This is a genomic window from Corynebacterium yonathiae (assembly GCF_027570195.1).
Lineage (GTDB): Bacteria > Actinomycetota > Actinomycetes > Mycobacteriales > Mycobacteriaceae > Corynebacterium > Corynebacterium yonathiae.
Genome location: NZ_JAKMUZ010000002.1, coordinates 41,539 through 59,165, shown reverse-complemented (window position 1 = coordinate 59,165; position 17,627 = coordinate 41,539). Strand labels below are relative to the sequence as shown.

Here is a 17,627-nt window from a genome sequence, read left to right as displayed (position 1 = left end):
GCCTACTCCTCCCCTTCCCCACGCTGCGTTGTGCCGCCTTCGCTGCGCAACCACTCGAAAGAGTCTGCATCAAATTCACTTCCGCCGGCGAAGTGGATAAAGGCATCCGTCAGGCTGCCGCCTTGGCGCACATCTTCCACGTGGCCGGCGGAGAGCACCTGGCCACCGGCGATGATGGCTACGTGATCGCATAAGCCTTCCACTAATTGCATAACGTGTGAAGACAGGATTACTGTGCCTCCGCGGGTGACATAGGCACGCAGGATCTCTTGAATAAGCTGCCCCGAAACGGGATCCACTGCCTCTAGAGGCTCATCTAGTATCACGACCTCTGGATTATGCAGAAGCGCGCCAGCCAGAAGTATCTTTTTAGTCATGCCGGCGGAGTAGTCCGCAATGGGTTTATCGGCGGCGTCGGCAAGCTGCAAGGCTTCCAATAGCTGTGCGCTGCGGTGCTCTACCTCGGCTTGATTCATGCGACGCAATGCGCCGAGATAAAACAAGTACTCTGGGCCCGATAAACGGTCAAAGACCGGAGCGCCATCAACAAGCAGGCCCATGGCCGCCTTGGCTGGTAGCGGATCCTGCCACGTATTGTGCCCAGCGATAAAGGCCTCGCCGCTATCTGGGCGTTGCAGGCCACACGCCATAGTCAGCATGGTGGTCTTGCCTGCGCCATTAGGGCCAACGATGCCATAAATAGAGCCCCGCGGGATGTCGAGGCTCAAATTCGACACCGCGGGGCGTCCAGCAAAAATTTTGTTCAGACCGCGCACGGCAAAGGCCTGCGTGGTCGGATCATCTGCAAGTGGCGGATAATTCGGAACAATCATGTCCGCCAATCTTATCAGTTAGGCAGACTTATCTTCCCGCTCATCCGCTGCGAGCTGACCACACGCCGCCGCAATCTCATCGCCCTTAGTATCACGCACTGTGCAGGGAACGCCTTGGGCCTGCACGCGGCGCACGAACTCGTCTTGGCGTTCCTGCGGGGCCGCGTCCCACTCCGAACCCGGCGTGGGGTTCAGCGGAATGACATTAACGTGGACCTTAGAGCCCAACTTCTGGTGCAGCTTGCGCCCCAGCATATCTGCGCGGAAATCCTGGTCATTCTTATCGCGAATTAGGGCGTATTCAATGGACACGCGACGCGCGGACTTATCCGCATAGTAACGCGCGGCATCCAGCACCTCATCAACGGACCACCGGTTGTTGACCGGCACTAGACCGTCACGCAATTCATCGTCCGGAGTGTGCAAGGAAACAGCCAGAGTACAAGCCAAGTCCTCGTCCGCAAGCTTGCGGATAGCCGGAGCCAAACCCACGGTGGAGACGGTCACGTTGCGCTGAGATAGACCAAAGCCGGCACCATCTTGGCCAGTAATCTGGCGTACGGCCTGCACCACTCGCTTATAGTTAGCCAGCGGCTCACCCATGCCCATGAAGACCACATTAGAAAGGCGCCCGCCTTCTGCAGCCATGGCCGCCGCAGCGTGGCGGAATTGCTCGACAATCTCACCCGTGGAAAGGTTACGGTCCAAACCACCCTGGCCGGTAGCGCAGAACGGGCAGGCCATACCGCAACCTGCCTGGGAAGAAATACACAAAGTGGCGCGTCCTGGGTAGCGCATCAGAACCGACTCCAGCAACGTGCCATCGTGCAAACGCCACAGGGACTTCGTAGTCTCGCCGTCATCCGTGGAGGTGGTCCGGATGGGCTTCATCAGCTCAGGAAAGAAAGCTTCCTTGACTGCCTCCCGCTTGCCGGCAGGGATATCAGTCATATCCTCCACGTTGTCGGTATAGTGCTCGTAATAGTGCTTAGCCAACTGCTTCGCACGGAATTTGGGTAGGCCAATTTCTGCGAGCTTGTCAATTCGCTCGCTTTCGGTCAGGTCCGCGAAGTGCTTCGGAGGAAGTCCGCGGCGCGGGGCGGAGAAGTTAAGTTTCACTGGTTGAGCCATAATATTGCCCATCTTTCCACGGTCTGCGTGGGTTTTTCCAATTGAAAGCCGTGCCAAGTGGCATAATCGACAGGTTTAAAGAAATAATGGTTCCATGACAAATCCGAATTATTCTGCAGATGACTTTTCTTCTTCCGACGCGGACATCTCCTCAACGGAGATGCGCTCTTCTGCTGCGGAGACCAGTTCTGACCTAGAGCCAACGGCCTCTGACTCCACCTCTTATTCCACCCAGCCCTCCGGTAAGGCGAAGGGTTCTTTCGCGGCTAGCACGTGGATCGCGCTCATCGTAGGTTTCCTGCTGCTCATCGTTCTCATTGTGTTCATGATGCAAAACCAACACGAGGTTCCCATGAACTTCCTGGGCTGGTCCGGCGAGTTCCCCGCCGGAATTGCTTTCCTCATTTTTGCCATCGGCGGTGCGCTCATCATGGCGCTGGTCGGTGGTTGGCGTATGTTTGAACTGCGCCGCCAGCTGCGCAAGCAAGCGCAGCAGGTATAGATCTTCAAAAGCCGCCTCTCCCCTGCTTTCCCACCTCGTTCCAGGCGGTGATTGTAGGAAAGGCGGCTTTCGCATATCCTCCGGTTCTACGGAGTAAACGTTGCCAGGAAGCTAATGGCTACCCAGGTAACCATAGCGGATGGCAGCATGCCATCTAGGCGGTCCATCAATCCGCCGTGGCCAGGCAGCAAGGCCGACATATCCTTAATACCCAACTCGCGCTTAAATTGGGATTCCACCAAGTCACCCAACGTGGCACAAATGACCAGCCCAAGTCCCATCAGGCCGCCCACCCAGGCATCATGATGGAGCAGGATTTTTACCGTAAGCGCACCGGTCACCACGCCAAAGACGATGGACCCACAAAAGCCTTCCCACGATTTTTTGGGGCTCACCGCAGGTGCCATAGGGTGCGAACCAAACATCACGCCGGCGACATAACCGCCGGTATCGGAAGCCACCACGCACAGCATGAAAACAACAATGGACGCAGCACCACTGGCAAACGGGGTCGATACCAGCGACAGCATGGCTGCGAAGGTGGCAAAAAGCGGAATCCACGTCAGGACAAAAATGCCGACGGACATATCTCGCAAGTAATTAATTGGGGGGCGATGCCGCCCGTTGTGGAACAGACGGCCAAACATAAGCGCTAGCACCGAGGTGACGTAAACCGCCACAAGACCGGGAGCACCCAGTGGCCAAGAAACCCACACCATCGCTTGGCCAAGAATAATGAGCAGCGTGCGCGGAATATAGTAAGAATGCTCCCGCAGGCGGCTGAGCACCTCCCACATGGCTACGCCTACTGCAAGGGCCACGACGGCGTACCATGCGAGCGGACCGGCCCATACAGCGAGCACGACAAGTGCGCCTAGGCCTACGCCAACCCCGATAGCGGCCGGCAAATCACGTCCTGCACCATTCTTGGGCTGTGGCAATCGGCGATTTATGGCATCACTCACCGTGACCGGCTCCTTTCGGTGTCTCTCTCGGATACCCCGCTGGCTTCTTCAGATTCTCCGCCCTCGCACCCCGAGTATCAGGGGCCGTAGGCCGTGGAACAGAAAAAGCGCCGCCGGCCGGGGATGGGCGCGGCGGCAACGATGGGAGGTCTTAGACCTCCATCAATTCGTTTTCCTTATTCGCTACCAGCTTGTCCACCTGATCGATGTAGCCGGAAGTAATCTTTTCCATTTCCTTTTCTGCTGCGACAACTTCGTCCTCGCCAGCGTCGCCGTCCTTTTGCAGCTTCTTCAACTGCTCCATGGCCTTGCGGCGGATATTACGGATAGCAATCTTGCCGTCCTCACCCTTGCTCTTGGCCAGCTTCACCATTTCCTTACGGCGTTCCTCCGTCAGCTGCGGGACGGTTACGCGCAGAACCTGTCCATCATTGGTCGGGTTCACGCCTAGGTCCGAGTTGCGGATGGAGTTTTCAATCTCATGAATCATGGACTGCTCATAAGGCTTGATGAGCAGCATGCGCGGCTCCGGCACGGAAATGGTGGCCATCTGAGTAATCGGGGTAGGAACACCGTAGTACTCAGCTACCAGGCCGTTGAACATGGTGGGGTTCGCGCGGCCGGTACGAATGGTCACCAGCTGCTCGCGGGTGTGCTCGACGGAAGCGGTCATGTGCTCTTCTGCTTCGAGCTGAATCTCATCGATCATGAGGCTAAATCATCCTTAAACGAATAGGGGTGGCTGTATAAAAGGTAGCAGGTTCGCAGCAGTTGCAGTATTAGGACTGCACCAGCGTGCCGATAACTTCACCGCCGGCAGCGCGGGCGATATTGCCCTCCTCCAGCAGATTAAAGACCAAAATCGGCATATCATTGTCCATGCACAGGCTAAAGGCCGTGGCATCTGCCACCTTGAGGCCCTTTTCAATGACTTCACGCGGGGTAATCTCGGAGTAGAGTTCTGCATCTGAGTTAGTACGCGGGTCATCCGAGTAGACACCGTCGACAGCCTTGGCCAAGAAAAGGACCTCGGCGCCGATTTCCAAGGCGCGCTGGGCAGCGGTTGTATCGGTAGAGAAGTACGGCATACCCATGCCAGCGCCAAAGATAACCACGCGGCCCTTTTCCAAGTGGCGGTCAGCACGCAGCGGCAGGTACGGCTCAGCGATTTGCGCCATGTTGATGGAGGTCTGCACGCGGCAGTCAACGCCTTGCTGTTTGAGGAAGTCCTGCAATGCGAGGGAATTCATGACCGTGCCCAGCATGCCCATGTAGTCCGAGCGAGCGCGGTCCATACCGCGCTGAGATAGCTCTGCGCCACGGAAGAAGTTTCCGCCGCCGATGACCACTGCAATCTCAATTCCCTGGCGGGAGACTTCAGCGATTTGGCGGGCGACGTTTTCAACCACATCTGGGTCGATACCGACCTTGCCACCACCGAACATCTCACCGCCCAGCTTTAGCATTACTCGCTTGTATCGGGTTCGCTTAATATCTGCAGCAGTCACGCCTACTTCGTCTCCTTAACACGGGGCAGTTTCAATCTCCGCCCCATCTTACCCATATTACTTTCGCATCCTCACACCGCCTGCCGATGCAGACCAGTACGTTATCGCTACGCGCTAGAAAACCACACAGCCCGAACAAGCAGCGTTTATCAGCCCCGTTTAGGCACAACAAAGCCCACAAAGGACGATCCTTTGTGGGCTAGGTTTTAAAAGCGAGAGCGTGCTTAAGCGCCAACCTCGTAGCGAACGAAGCCGGTGATGGTGGTGCCAGCCTCTTCCGCAACCTGCTTTACGGTCTTCTTGTTATCAGACAAGGAAGCCTGCTCCAGCAGAACGATGGACTTGAAGAAGCCGTTCAGGCGGCCTTCCACGATCTTCGGCAGGGCTGCCTCTGGCTTGCCCTCCTCACGGGTGGTGGCCTCAGCGATCTCGCGCTCCTTTTCGACGATCTCTGCAGGAACGTCCTCGCGGGTGAGGTACTCAGCGTTCATTGCAGCAATCTGCAGGGCTGCAGCGTGAGCGCCTTCCTCGCTGCCCTCGTAGGAAACCAGAACGCCCACTGCCGGCGGCAGGTCAGCGGAACGCTGGTGCAGGTAAACGGCAACGTTGTCGCCCTCTACCGTAACTGCACGGCGTGCCTGCAGCTTCTCACCGGTCTTAGCGGACTCCTCATCCACTACCTCGGAAACCTTCTTGCCGTCGATCTCAATGTTGTTGAGCTCATCTGCGGAGTTTGCCTTGGCCTCAGCGGCAGCGTCAGCAATCTTGGCTGCGAAGTTCTTGAAAGCCTCGTTCTTAGCAACGAAGTCGGTTTCACAGTTGATCTCGACCATGGTGTTGCCAGAAACAGCAATCAGGCCTTCGGTTGCCTCGCGGTCAGCGCGCTTGGAGACGTTCTTAGCGCCCTTGATGCGCAGGTACTCAACGGCCTTATCGTAGTCGCCGTTGGACTCTTCCAGAGCCTTCTTGCAATCGAGCATGCCGGAGCCGGTAGCTTCGCGCAGTGCCTTGACGTCTGCAGCAGTGTAGTTCGCCATAGTTGGGGCGATCCTCCTTGAAAATCAAACAGTATTCGTTCAAACAGCGTAGTCGACGCGGTGAAATCGCGCCGCTTTAGGGTGGCAGAAACCACCCTTTTTCTCACCTATGCATGAAGGTGGAGCTGGCTTCAGCAGCACCCAGCATAGATAAAACCAACCCCCGCCGCCGTTTGAGCACGGTGGCGGGGGTTGGTAAACAGCCTTGGGCAGGTATTGCTCCCTTGCTGCCCCACACCAAAAGTGCGTGGGGTATTCAGTTAAGCGCAGGTAAGGAAGGTTCCTACCAAGAAAGTACGATTACTTCTCGGCCTTGTCTGCGGATGCTTCCTCAGACTTTTCTGCGGAAGCCGGATCGGAAGCTGCGGCAGCCGCCTCAGCGTCACGCTTTTCCTTTTCAGCAGAGTCGCCGGCAGCTTCCTTGGCTGCAGCCAGCTGACGCTCCTCACGAGCCTTCTTGCCTTCCTCTACAGCGGTGGCAACGATGCCGGAGAGCAGCTTGGTGGAACGGATGGCGTCGTCGTTGCCCGGGATCGGGAAGTCGACGTCGTCCGGGTCGCAGTTGGTATCCAGGATGGCAACAACTGGGATGTTCAGCTTGTGAGCTTCCTTGACCGCGATGTGCTCCTTGTTGGTATCAACAATCCACAGAGCGGACGGGGTCTTCGCCATATCGGAGATGCCGCCCAGAACGCGCTCGAGCTTGGCACGCTCACGGTTGAGCATGAGAACTTCCTTCTTGGTGCGGCCCTTGTAGCCGTCCTCACGCTCGTCCATTGCCTGAAGCTCCTTCATGCGCTTCAGACGCTTGGATACGGTCTGGAAGTTGGTGAGCATGCCGCCCAACCAGCGGTGGTTTACGTAAGGCATACCGACGCGGGTTGCTTCCTCAGCAACTGCTTCCTGAGCCTGCTTCTTGGTGCCAACGAACAGGATGGTGCCGCCGTGTGCAACGGTTTCCTTGACGAACTCATAAGCCTCGTCAATGTAGGTCAGCGTCTGCTGCAGGTCGATGATGTAGATGCCGTTACGGTCAGTGAAGATGAAACGACGCATCTTCGGATTCCAGCGACGGGTCTGGTGGCCAAAGTGCACACCAGCGTCGAGGAGCTCGCGCATGGTTACAACTGCCATGATTCGCTCGCTTTCTTTTATCTTGTCTTTCGGTTTTTCAATTGTGCGGTGTTTTATTCCGCACCCTAGCAACGAAGGCCCCGCTGACACCTTGTTTCCAAGGACCACGTCAGCCGCCAGGCTGTCTCTTCCTTCCAGCAGAAAGCGACAACTTCGCCGCGCGTAGTCAATGCCTCCACGTGGTGGACACACTGCTGCCCAAAGATTAATCCCCCTTAGCTGGTTTTCCAAACCGAACGCGACTTTTCCACATCTTTGCCAAAACTAGCCTGCACCACACGCCACACTCGCCCCATGTACACCATGTGCTGGGCTTTATCCACAGGTAAAGAAATTGGCCTTCCCGCGCAGCGCGAATCCCGCAGAGACTATGCTCATGACTTCAATTCTCACACCTATTTTCAAGCCCGCTTGCCGACGCCCCTCCAGCCGCTACTTCGGTTCGCTCGCCGTTGTCTCATTCCTTTTACTGTGCTGTCCACCAGCAACAGCCTACGTTGATCCCGCTTCGGGCAAGCCGAGCCCGGCGCGGGTTTTGCGCGGATTCGAAGCACCAGAGCAAAAGTGGAGCCCCGGCCACCGTGGCGTAGACATGGCCCTCGCCGTGGGCTCTCCAGTCGTAGCTGCTGAAGATGGCGTTATCGCGTTTGTAGGCACGGTGGCAGGAAAACCGGTCGTTTCCATCTCCCATGCGGACGGAGTCAGGACGACCTATCAGCCCGTCCACGGCACCGTTAAACAAGGTCAAGAAGTACGCGAAGGACAAGTCATTGGCCGCTTGGGCAACCCCGTCGATGGCTATCCCGGCCTGCACTGGGGTGCTCTCATCGCAAAGGATACCTATATTGATCCCTTAACCCTGCTGGATATGCCGGTAATACGCCTCAAGCCGCTTTAAGCTCGGGGGTGGGCCTGGTTGTATACGCGCTGCAATCGTTGCGCAGATACGTGGGTATAGATCTGCGTGGTGTTAAGAGAGGAGTGTCCCAATAGTTCTTGCACTACGCGTAAATCTGCCCCGCCTTCTAGGAGGTGGGTGGCAGCAGAGTGCCGCACTCCGTGCGGGGTAAGCCCCTGTGTACCAGTAACTTTGGCGGCCCTATCTACAATGCGCCGCACCTGGCGCTGATCGATGCGCCCTCCCCTGCTGCCTACGAATACGGCTTTAGTTTCTGCCGCGGCGAGCTGTCCACGGCCCTTTTCCATCCACTGCTGTAGAGCATCGTGGGCCGCATGGCCAAAAGGCACCACGCGCTGCTTATTTCCCTTACCTGTTACGTGCAGGGTACCGCGGTGAAAATCAATATCGCTCAGGTCTAGCCGCACCAGCTCCGCCACGCGCATCCCGGAGGCGTACAGCAATTCTAAAATGGCGCTATCGCGGAGGAAGTGAGCTTCGTCGGCAGAGACCGCATTGCCCATTAGCTCACCGGCCTGCCCGGGAGATAGAACCGTCGGTAGATGACGGCCTACCTTGGGCGTGACTAGCCGTGCGGCTACATCTCGCTCCAGGTGCCCCACGCGCACTGCCCACGTGGAAAAACCTTTTGCCGCCGCTGTGCGCCGCGCCAAGGTGGAGCGCGACTTTCCTTCCGCCACAGCCTCTGCCAGCCATTGGCGCAGGTTATTGAGGTTAAATTCCGCAAAGGTGGGCACGCTGCGAGCAAGGTCACGCAGATCTGAGCGATACCCGCGTACCGTAGCCTCCGCACGGCCTTTCACATGCAGTTGGAAGTCCGCGAAGTCCTCGATAGCCTCAGCCATCTGCCCCTGCACATCTGGCGCCTTAGCGGAAACTCCATCTTCACTCATGCCACAGCAGTGTACTCTCCTTTCGCCGGGGCCTTTTATTCGGTTTCCCGGCGCGACCAGGTATTGCCATGGCGGACAACCACACACATTTTCTCTAACGCCAGCAGGAGGTGGACTGTCAGCGGCAGACGAAATCCCGCTTCGCGGGCAATGTCTTCTGCCGTAGCTTTCTCTTGTCCTGGCGGCGGTGTTGCATCAAAGACCCGCAACTCATTGCGGGAGAGGCGTTGTGTCATCGTTGCCGCAAAATTGATTTCGTATTGTGCACCTGGATCTACTTCCCCGGCGCGGCTAACTAAAGCGCGAATTTCATCGGCGCTGGTGACCAACTGTGCACGGCCTTCCTGAATGCGCTGATGGCAGCCCAGCGAGCCGCTGGTGGTTATCGGCCCCGGAACAGCCATGGCCACACGTCCTAGCGCTTCTGCCCAGTTGAGAGTATTTAGTGCGCCAGAACGAAAAGCCGCTTCCATAACTACGGTGCCGTGACTAAGTGCTGCCACTAAGCGATTGCGCGTCAAGAACCGGTGTCGCTTCGGTGCGGTCTCCGGTGCAAATTCGGAAATAATGCACCCGTTATCCGCGATCTTGGCAAATAAGTTGGCATTGCGAGCCGGATAGTCCCTATCGATGCCGCACGCCACTATAGCTACTGTGTGCCCGTTGTTGTGCAAAGCAGTTTCATGCGCAACGGTATCTACACCTAAGGCGCCGCCCGATATAGGAGTCCATTCGTGTTGGATCAATCCGGACACTACGTTTTGGGTTGCCTGCCAGCCATAGCGAGAAATGGCGCGAGTGCCAACAATCGCTATGGTCTGAGCAACCTCCTGCTTCAAAGGGGCGCCACGCACCCAAAGACTATGCGGTGGCAAGGCCTGTTCATCAAAAGTGGCTGGGGCTTGCCCGCTGTTTTGATAGAAGCCGAATGCAGAATCAAACTCCTGCGTGGGCCACTCTGGGCTTTCTGCCGTGATAAGCCGAGCCCCAACGCGTTCGGCTGCTGCCATATCCTCCCCTTGACGCAACCAGTCATAACGGGAGGCCGTGCGCGCTAGCAGCGGGCCTATCCATTCAGCACGATGGTAGATTCCATGGGCGATTTCCTCGGCCGGATACTGCGTGAGCAAGGCCTGCAAAGCAGCAGAAGGGCCTTCCACCACACGGTTGAGGTATACCCAGGTGGCATAAGGAGTGGAGAGATCTAGTTCGCTCATGCCGCAAGCCTTCCCACGTTAATGGAACCACGCAGATCGAGCGCACGCCCCACCTCGTCGAGGTCCGGCTGCGTTTTTCCTGCTATATCAGCTAGGGTCCACGAAAGCTTTAGTACACGGTCTACCCCACGCTGGGAGATTTCACCTTCTGCCAGGTAGGCGGACAACATAACCATCGCAGCATCTGCAGCTGGTCTCTTTCGGCGCAAGTAGGACGAGGGGACCTCGCCATTGGTCCGGGCGGAAATGCCATCTGCCCACCACCGCGCGGCGGCGCGCTCGCGGGCAGCGGCAACTCGCTCCGCAATAGCTGCGGAGTCTTCTTCGCCCTCCGCATTAATCGTTGCCGCCTGTCCGCTTAAGGTGACTACCATATCTAGACGATCCCGTAGCGGACCGGAGAGGTTGGATAGATAGTTCATGCGCTCATGCGGGTTGCACCGGCACTTTGTCGGGTCTTCTGCAGCACACCTACACGGGTTTGCAGCCATAACCAGTTGAAAACGAGCAGGGTAGGTCACCTCCTGGCGCGAGCGCGCTAGCCGAACTTGCCCTTCTTCCAACGGGGCACGCAGACCATCGATTACAGGTGCAGCAACCTCACTAACCTCGTCGAGGAAAAGCACACCATTGTGGGCCAGGCTTACCGCTCCTGGTCGCGGATGCCCAGAGCCGCCACCCAGTAACGCAGCCCGAGTAACCGAAGCATGCGGGGCGATAAAAGGAGCCCTCTCAATGACCTCACCTGGGGTTCCGGTAAGCGAATGAATCGCGGTGGTTTCAACCTGCTGATCGGGAGTAAGTGTGGGCAGGATGGTAGGCAGGCGGGATGCGATCATGGATTTACCTGCCCCAGGAGGCCCGATCATCATAAGGTGGTGACCGCCGGCTGCGGCGACCTCGGCAGCCCATTTTGCATTAGCTTGACCCGCGATATCGCAAAAGTCCAAGCCCATTGGAGCTGCAGGCACATCTTCAAACGAGCCGGAAAAGCTCGCCGCCTGCGGTAGCTCACGGTTTCCGCACGCCCAGCTATAAGCCTCTTTCAAAGAAGTTGCGACAAGCACCTCCAAATCCGGCACCAAGGTAGCCTCGGCTGCGTTGCCTGGCGGCACGATAAGAGTTGATATTCCCTCCTCCCTTGCAGCTAGAAGGGCGGGAATGATGCCTGCTACAGGCCGAACTGAACCATCGAGACCAAGCTCTCCTAAAACCAGGGTGCTCTGCAGCCGCCTCGCGGGCGAAGGCGAGTTGCCAAAGCGCGGAAAGTCACCTTCTGCCTGCGCCGCCAGGATCGCGAGCGCTATGGGTAAGTCAAAGTGGGAACCGGATTTGGGAAGCGACGCTGGAGACATCGAGACAACCACTTTGGTCTTGGGCCACGGCAGATGGGAGTTAAAGGCTGCAGTCTTGATCCTATCCCGCGATTCAGAGATCGCGGTATCCGTCTGACCCACTACATGTATCCCTGGCAGGCCGTGGCCAACGTTCGCTTCCACCTCGACCAACTGGGCTAGGACTCCATTAAGGGACATCGTCAAGCAATTACCTAGAGCCATCTTCGACCCCCTTGAAGTGTTCTAATGCAAACCCCTGCCCGCGCTCCAGCAACGCTATTACATCGAATCGCACCGAAGACAGCGGCTTTCCATCGAGCCACTGCGCTGCAGCTTTGCGAAGGCGCGCTAGCTTTTGCGGGGTTACAGCCTCTGCTACCCCGAAGCTGGAAGTAGCACGCGTCTTAACCTCAACAAAGACGATGGTTCCGTCCGTCTCGCGCGCGATGAGGTCAATTTCTCCCACCTTATAAGAGACATTGGCGGCAATGATTTCGGTCCCGCGTTCGCGAAGGTAGCGCGCAGCAAAGGCCTCTCCCCTTTTTCCTAAGACTTGCTTATGGCGAGGCTTCTTCGTGGCTAGGTGGTGTTCTGAGCTAAATTGCATAGCAGTTTATCCTTGTGCGTTGTGAAATTTATCGGCCTGCCCAGAACACCGCAGCTAGCATGGCTTACACAAGGTATACAAAACGGAAAGTGCCCTGGTTGTGAATAACTAGGCTTCGAGGCACTGTTATCCACAGCCAGGGCACAACGCTTGTAGCGCCGAGTTGACAAAATTATTCCGGCACCATGAATTCCGGCTTATCCAGCTCTTCGATATTGACATCCTTGTAGGTAATGACGCGGACATAGCGCACAAAGCGGGCGGAGCGGTACATATCCCATACCCACGCATCGGACATGCGCACTTCGTAGTAGACATCAGGCCCAGAGGTATGTGGAATTAGCTCTACCGCATTAGCCAGATAAAAGCGCCTTTCAGTTTCAACGACATAGGAAAACTGACTGACAACGTCACGGTACTCGCGGTAGAGGGACAGCTCTACCTCAGCCTCGTAGTTATCGAGTTCCTCTGCACTCACGGTGGACCTCCAGGTTGTGGGTTAGCTCGCCTAAGCTTAGCGCGCAGGAGCCTAAATTTTAGCTAGGCACGCGCGGCGAACTCCGCATGAGCGCGACGGACATTGTCATAGCTCATCCGGTGTTCCGGGCACGCTCCAAGCGTCGAAATCGCGGCCTCGTGCGCCTTAGTGCCATAGCCCTTGTGCTTGGCTAATTCATAGCCTGGGTAGCGCGTATCAAGGTCGCGCATTATGTGGTCGCGACTAACTTTTGCCAATACACTCGCCGCGGCGATACACCGCGCGGCGGCATCGCCACCGATAATCGGCAGCTGAGGTTGGGTTAGGCCGGGGATAAAGAGGGCGTCGCTAAGCACATAGCCCGGGCGGACATCCAAACGTGCTACCGCCCTGCGCATACCGGAAATATTAGCGTGCTGGATGCCGCGCTTATCGATGTCCCCCGCGCTAATGTGCACCACAGACCAGTCCACAGCCTTGTCTTTAATGAGTGGAAAGAGCCGCTCGCGCTGCCGGGGAGTCAGCTTTTTGGAATCGCTAAGCTCCGCCAGCTCCTTGATCGGGCGATCAGGCATAATACAGGCCGCGATGGTGATCGGCCCGCAACACGCGCCACGCCCGGCCTCATCCACTCCAGCCACCGGCCCGAGCCCGGCCTTGCTCAAGGCCAGCTCATAGGTGCGTCGTTGCTTAAGCCGCCGCATGCGAAATCTCTGGGTGTTCCACCCCACCCCACCGCGATAGAGGCAAGATGACAGCCTCAACGCGGCCGCGAATATTGTCTACTGGCACGGTGCCTTGTAGGTTATCGCCCAAGTGTGCACGCGAATCGAGGGAGTTAGTGCGATTATCCCCCATTACCCACAGATGCCCTTCCGGGATGGTGACGGGACCGAAGTACTCACCGCCACACTCCTGCGAGCCAACGCCGAGGTCTACGGGTATCTCCGGTGGATCAAGCACGAAGGATTGGTCAATCGGCTGACCGTCCACCATTACCGAGGTATCCCCAGCCTCACAGCTCACCGTTTGCCCGCCGGTTGCAATTACCCGCTTGACGAGGATATTTTCCCCGTTGGGCAAAAGCCCTACTGTCGCCAAGGCATTCTGCGCACCACGCACGATAATGTTGCGCGAGCGTTTGACCTGAAACTCGTTATTCCATGACTCCGGGCCTTCAAAGACGACGACATCTCCGGGTTTTGGATCTGTGAAGTAATAGCTGACCTTCTGCACTGCAATGCGATCATTTTCGCAGCCGGCACAACCATGCAGGGTAGGTTCCATGGACGCAGAAGGAATGACATACATCCGTCCCACCAATGCTTGTAAGAGCACCAGCAGGACAAAACCTGCCACCACGGGGAAGAAAAAATCCCGGGTGCGCAGGCGTTGGGAAGAAGGTTTATTCCTGGATGTCCGGGTCATCGATGCCACCGATGCGGGTAAACGGCCAGAAGACGAACTTCACCTTGCCGCGGACATTTTCAACCGGAACTGTGCCGTGGAATTTATCGCTCATGTGATAGCGAGAGTCAGCCGAGGCCGTGCGATTATCACCCATGACCCAGATATTTCCCTCCGGTACTTCCACGGGACCAAAGTACGGGCCTCCACAGGCTTCCGAGCCTGTCGACTTATCTACCGGGTACGTGGGTGGGTCTTGCACGTAGTCTTGCTCGATCGGCTTGCCATCAACCATGACTGCAGGATCGCCCTCTTGGCAAGACACTGTCTGCCCACCGGTAGCAACCACACGCTTGACTAGGGTATTTTCATCGGGCGGTGCCAAAGATACAAAGCTCAACGCGTCCTGCACACCGTGGATTAGCGGGTTGGACGAGCGCGGCGAGACATAGTTGGAATTCCAGTCCTCGGTGCCTTTGAATACGACCACATCGCCTGGTTCTGGCTCGCCATCGCCATAATACGAGATCTTTTCCGTAAAGATACGGTCATTGGTGCAGCCCTCGCAGCCATGTAGGGTAGGTTCCATCGAACCAGAAGGGATCACATACTGCCGTCCGATAAAGTTCTGGAAAAGGCCCACGATAACAAGGACCGTTGCCACGACTAGAAGGGTTTCCAGCAGCCACGGCATGTCTTTCTTCTTGGTTTCCCCATCGCCTTGCGGGGCAGCGAGCCCCTGTGCGGGGTTGGCCCCCTCACCTTCAGGCGACTGTTCCTGCGAGATGCTGTCTTTATTCACGCGCTAGATCCTAGCAACCCCACGTCTCGGTTCTGACTTTATCCCCCTCGCGGCTGGAGAATTCACAGGCAACTATCCGGTTAAAGCCTGCCGGCAGTCACGAGGGAACATCTTGAATAAAGCACAGAAACCCCCTTGCACCCACAAGGGCGCAAGGGGGGATGTTGGCGCGCGGCGCACTAATACTAGCGGCGCTCCTTGATGCGAGCCTTCTTACCGCGCAGGTCGCGCAGGTAGTACAGCTTCGCACGGCGAACGCGGCCGCGGCGGGCGACCTTGATGGACTCCAGGTTCGGGGAGTGAACCGGGAAGGTACGCTCAACGCCGATACCGAAGGAGACCTTACGGACGGTGAAGGTCTCACGGATACCGGAGCCCTGACGACGGATGCAGATGCCCTTGAACAGCTGTGCACGCTCGTTGTTGCCCTCGATAACCTTTACGTTAACGTCGAGGGTATCGCCTGGGCGGAAGGACGGGATATCGTCGCGCAGCTGTGCTGCATCGACCTTGTCAATAATGTTGGACATGCCAATATTCCTTTTCAGTTTGGGACAGAGGACCCTAGCGGCATAATGCCTAACCGGTTCGTGCCCGTTACATAGAACGGTGAACTATTTTTCCACACGCACCGGAAGGAACCAAATTAGCTTCCCGGCACTGCTTTTCTCCCCTACCCAAGCTACGCCGCCGCAACAGCCTGGGAGCGAAAAAGGTGCTCATCTAGGATTTTCGCCGTACCCAAGTGACGCGCGCGGAAGACCAAATAGGAGGCGAAAAGTGCGATCAGGGTGAATCCGAGCAGCGCTGTCATTCCATTCCAGAAGGTCGCATCATGAATCCCATCAGTGGCACGCGTGAACGCGCCTTTGGCGTAGGTCATCGGGTGGAAAGGATGCACAATGCTCAACGGGCGGGGAATCGCAGCCACCGGCCACACACCGCCAAAGACCATCACACCGAGCGCAAAAAGTCCCGCGGCAAAGATGCCTCCAATCTTTCGCCCAAAAGTCACATGGAAAAACTGGTAAGTGGCCGCACCCACCGCCGCGATAGCCGCTATTACCCCGAGAATCATCGACCAGCTAGCCGGTGACCACCCCAAAGTTGCTGACATCAGCGCCATAAACGCAAGGACACAGAAGTTGAGCACAGTCAGCGTGACAAACGCGGAAAATATTCCGCGCGCAGGATGCGCAACTGGAGTTCCTTTACGGCAGAGGTAATAGGGAAACACCATAGCCACCAGCAGCATGACAAGGAAGCCAAAGACAAGCACTAAGAGCAAAGAGGCACCGCCAGTCACGTCCTTGCGGGTAGGGTCCGTGGAGCTTATTACAGTTTGGACTGGGTGCACATTGGACGCGGTGAAGTTAATGGGTACGGCCATGTTTTGGGCTGAGTCTTCCGGTTTGGAGATGGATGGTGCTTTGTCTGCACCATCCGCCAGCTTCTGCGAGAGTTCGCCAGAGCCAGCCTTTAGCTTATCCATACCACCCTTGAGCTCGGCACCGCCTGCCGCCAAGCGGTCTGTTCCTGTCTTCAGGGTGCCAGTTCCGTCATGGAGGCGGCTCGTGCCATCGTGCAGCTGAGCGGCGCCGTTGCTGAGTTCTCCAATGCCACTGTGCAGCTGCTTCGTGCCGTCAGCTAGACGGTGCGCCCCGCCATTGAGCTTGTTCATGCCGCCTAGATACTCCGAGTTGGGATCTGAAAGGTTGTAGTACAGCTGACCGGTACCACTAGAAAGTTGTTCCAGTTTATCCACCATGTTTCCACTCGCCGCCGGATCAAGTTTGGATACGAGCGAGTGGAGCTGTTCAGCCTGTTGCCCCATACCCAAGTTTCGCAGTACCTCTACCAGTTGCGAAAGAGCAGGAACCACGACCTGGGCCTGTTTGAGTACTGGGATGAGCATTCCCGTGAGCTGATTGACCCCGTCATCGATCTGGCCGGCTCCGTCGGCGAGACGGCCAGTGCCAGCGAGCAGCTTATCGGAGCCTTCGGCAAGTTGCGTTGCACCATCATCCAGGCGAGAGGCACCTTCATCGAGTCGCCCGACTCCCTCATTGAGGCGGGTGGTGCCGTCAAGCAGCGCACCAGTTCCATCATGCAGCTTTCCTGCGCCGGCACCCAGCTCACCTATGCCGGCGACCGCACGACCACCGCCTTCTTGTAGCTTCCCAGCACCTTCATCAAGACGTCCAGCACCATCGGCGGCAGTGCCTATTCCATCGCTGAGCTTATTGAGCCCCTCGACTACCTGGTCAGCATATTTTTTCGAGATTGCATTTTCCACACTGGTTTGCACCTGCGGGATTAAGCTCGAAGAAATAACGGAGCCGTTAGTTCCGTAATAATCATTGCTAGCGAAGTGAATTTCAGGTTTGACAGGCTTATCGCTGATGATGGACACCGCTTTTTTGGAAAAATCCTCAGGGATGGTCACCACCAGGAGATATTTGCCTTTGATCAGCCCCTGGTCCCCCTCATCCTTATTCACCTCTGCGAAATTCAGGTAATCGGTATCCAGCAGGCCTTCTACCACCTGATCACCGTAGTTGGTATCAACGCCTTGCTTGTTGACGCCCGCGTCTTCATTCACCACCGCTAGGTCAATTTTGCGCATGTATTTGGATGGGTCCCACATCGCCCACATCATGGTTCCGGCAACGATAATAGGCGCAACCAGGAAGAACACGATAAACACTCGTGACAATGCACTGCGCGGACGCCAATCCAATACGCGGTGCCAACCCAACACTCCCCTGCCATGGCCGGCTTTGGCGGCTTTGCTCATTTTCTTCTCCTTGCAATTGATATGGCACCAAGCGTTTTTTATTTAGTTTTGACAAACTTA

At 56.9% G+C, this 17,627-nt stretch carries 19 protein-coding genes; 2 read left to right on the top strand and 17 right to left on the bottom strand.

Annotated elements, in window-relative coordinates; genetic code table 11:
* Positions 1 to 2 precede the first annotated feature (2 nt).
* Together L8V22_RS01240 and rlmN are read right to left on the bottom strand one after the other, a co-directional pair.
* Entirely contained in the window at positions 3 to 833 is an 831-nt protein-coding gene (locus L8V22_RS01240; protein WP_238799660.1) for an ABC transporter ATP-binding protein, read from the bottom strand.
* Between the two features lie 18 nt (positions 834 to 851).
* A complete protein-coding gene (rlmN, locus tag L8V22_RS01235) occupies positions 852 to 1,964 on the bottom strand; it encodes a dual-specificity RNA methyltransferase RlmN (protein WP_420839923.1) in 1,113 nt (370 codons plus the stop codon).
* A gap of 94 nt (positions 1,965 to 2,058) precedes the next feature.
* Here rlmN and L8V22_RS01230 point away from each other — a divergent pair, with 94 nt between their 5' ends.
* Positions 2,059 to 2,466, top strand: coding sequence for a LapA family protein (locus L8V22_RS01230; RefSeq protein WP_238799655.1), 408 nt, complete (start codon positions 2,059 to 2,061; stop codon positions 2,464 to 2,466).
* An 86-nt stretch (positions 2,467 to 2,552) separates the two neighbouring features.
* Here the strand turns inward: L8V22_RS01230 and L8V22_RS01225 are convergent, their stop codons facing one another.
* The 5 genes from L8V22_RS01225 to rpsB all read right to left on the bottom strand — a co-directional run bounded on the left by L8V22_RS01225 (position 2,553) and on the right by rpsB (position 7,110).
* Positions 2,553 to 3,431 (bottom strand): phosphatidate cytidylyltransferase, encoded by an 879-nt coding sequence (locus L8V22_RS01225; RefSeq protein ID WP_238799653.1) that lies wholly within the window; start codon positions 3,429 to 3,431, stop codon positions 2,553 to 2,555.
* 151 nt (positions 3,432 to 3,582) lie between these two features.
* On the bottom strand, positions 3,583 to 4,140 hold the full coding sequence (frr, locus tag L8V22_RS01220) for a ribosome recycling factor (RefSeq protein ID WP_269966376.1): 558 nt from the start codon (positions 4,138 to 4,140) through the stop codon (positions 3,583 to 3,585).
* Between the two features lie 70 nt (positions 4,141 to 4,210).
* A complete protein-coding gene (gene pyrH, locus L8V22_RS01215) occupies positions 4,211 to 4,897 on the bottom strand; it encodes a UMP kinase (RefSeq protein WP_238800059.1) in 687 nt (228 codons plus the stop codon).
* A gap of 266 nt (positions 4,898 to 5,163) precedes the next feature.
* Entirely contained in the window at positions 5,164 to 5,976 is an 813-nt protein-coding gene (gene tsf, locus L8V22_RS01210; RefSeq protein ID WP_238799650.1) for a translation elongation factor Ts, read from the bottom strand.
* A gap of 300 nt (positions 5,977 to 6,276) precedes the next feature.
* The gene (rpsB, locus tag L8V22_RS01205) at positions 6,277 to 7,110 is read right to left on the bottom strand and encodes a 30S ribosomal protein S2 (RefSeq protein WP_238799648.1); all 834 of its coding nucleotides are present in this window, start codon (positions 7,108 to 7,110) and stop codon (positions 6,277 to 6,279) included.
* A 376-nt stretch (positions 7,111 to 7,486) separates the two neighbouring features.
* Here rpsB and L8V22_RS01200 point away from each other — a divergent pair, with 376 nt between their 5' ends.
* The gene (locus tag L8V22_RS01200; protein ID WP_238799646.1) at positions 7,487 to 8,008 is read left to right on the top strand and encodes a M23 family metallopeptidase; all 522 of its coding nucleotides are present in this window, start codon (positions 7,487 to 7,489) and stop codon (positions 8,006 to 8,008) included.
* On the opposite strand, the gene L8V22_RS01195 is transcribed toward L8V22_RS01200, so the two are convergent.
* The 10 genes from L8V22_RS01195 to L8V22_RS01150 all read right to left on the bottom strand — a co-directional run bounded on the left by L8V22_RS01195 (position 8,005) and on the right by L8V22_RS01150 (position 17,567).
* Positions 8,005 to 8,922, bottom strand: coding sequence for a tyrosine recombinase XerC (locus tag L8V22_RS01195; RefSeq protein WP_238799644.1), 918 nt, complete (start codon positions 8,920 to 8,922; stop codon positions 8,005 to 8,007). The two genes, L8V22_RS01200 and L8V22_RS01195, sit on opposite strands and share 4 nt — an antisense overlap.
* A 35-nt stretch (positions 8,923 to 8,957) precedes the next feature.
* Positions 8,958 to 10,139, bottom strand: a complete 1,182-nt coding sequence (gene dprA / locus L8V22_RS01190; RefSeq protein WP_238799643.1) for a DNA-processing protein DprA — start codon at positions 10,137 to 10,139, stop codon at positions 8,958 to 8,960.
* Positions 10,136 to 11,698 carry a YifB family Mg chelatase-like AAA ATPase gene (locus L8V22_RS01185; RefSeq protein WP_238799641.1) on the bottom strand — a complete coding sequence of 521 codons (1,563 nt, stop codon included), beginning with the start codon at positions 11,696 to 11,698 and terminating at the stop codon, positions 10,136 to 10,138. The genes dprA and L8V22_RS01185 overlap by 4 nt, the downstream gene beginning before the upstream one ends.
* Entirely contained in the window at positions 11,685 to 12,083 is a 399-nt protein-coding gene (locus L8V22_RS01180; RefSeq protein ID WP_238799638.1) for a YraN family protein, read from the bottom strand. Before L8V22_RS01180 ends, L8V22_RS01185 begins: the two co-directional genes overlap by 14 nt.
* Positions 12,084 to 12,255: 172 nt before the next feature.
* Positions 12,256 to 12,561, bottom strand: coding sequence for a DUF2469 domain-containing protein (locus tag L8V22_RS01175; protein ID WP_238799635.1), 306 nt, complete (start codon positions 12,559 to 12,561; stop codon positions 12,256 to 12,258).
* Positions 12,562 to 12,623: 62 nt separating this feature from the next.
* Entirely contained in the window at positions 12,624 to 13,265 is a 642-nt protein-coding gene (locus L8V22_RS01170) for a ribonuclease HII (protein WP_238799629.1), read from the bottom strand.
* Entirely contained in the window at positions 13,252 to 13,989 is a 738-nt protein-coding gene (gene lepB / locus L8V22_RS01165; protein ID WP_238799627.1) for a signal peptidase I, read from the bottom strand. Before lepB (L8V22_RS01165) ends, L8V22_RS01170 begins: the two co-directional genes overlap by 14 nt.
* Positions 13,967 to 14,770, bottom strand: a complete 804-nt coding sequence (gene lepB / locus L8V22_RS01160; RefSeq protein ID WP_238799625.1) for a signal peptidase I — start codon at positions 14,768 to 14,770, stop codon at positions 13,967 to 13,969. Before lepB (L8V22_RS01160) ends, lepB (L8V22_RS01165) begins: the two co-directional genes overlap by 23 nt.
* Before the next feature lie 185 nt (positions 14,771 to 14,955).
* Entirely contained in the window at positions 14,956 to 15,300 is a 345-nt protein-coding gene (gene rplS, locus L8V22_RS01155; protein ID WP_238799623.1) for a 50S ribosomal protein L19, read from the bottom strand.
* 152 nt (positions 15,301 to 15,452) lie between these two features.
* Positions 15,453 to 17,567, bottom strand: a complete 2,115-nt coding sequence (locus tag L8V22_RS01150) for a YhgE/Pip domain-containing protein (protein ID WP_238799621.1) — start codon at positions 17,565 to 17,567, stop codon at positions 15,453 to 15,455.
* Between the last annotated feature and the right edge of the window lie 60 nt (positions 17,568 to 17,627).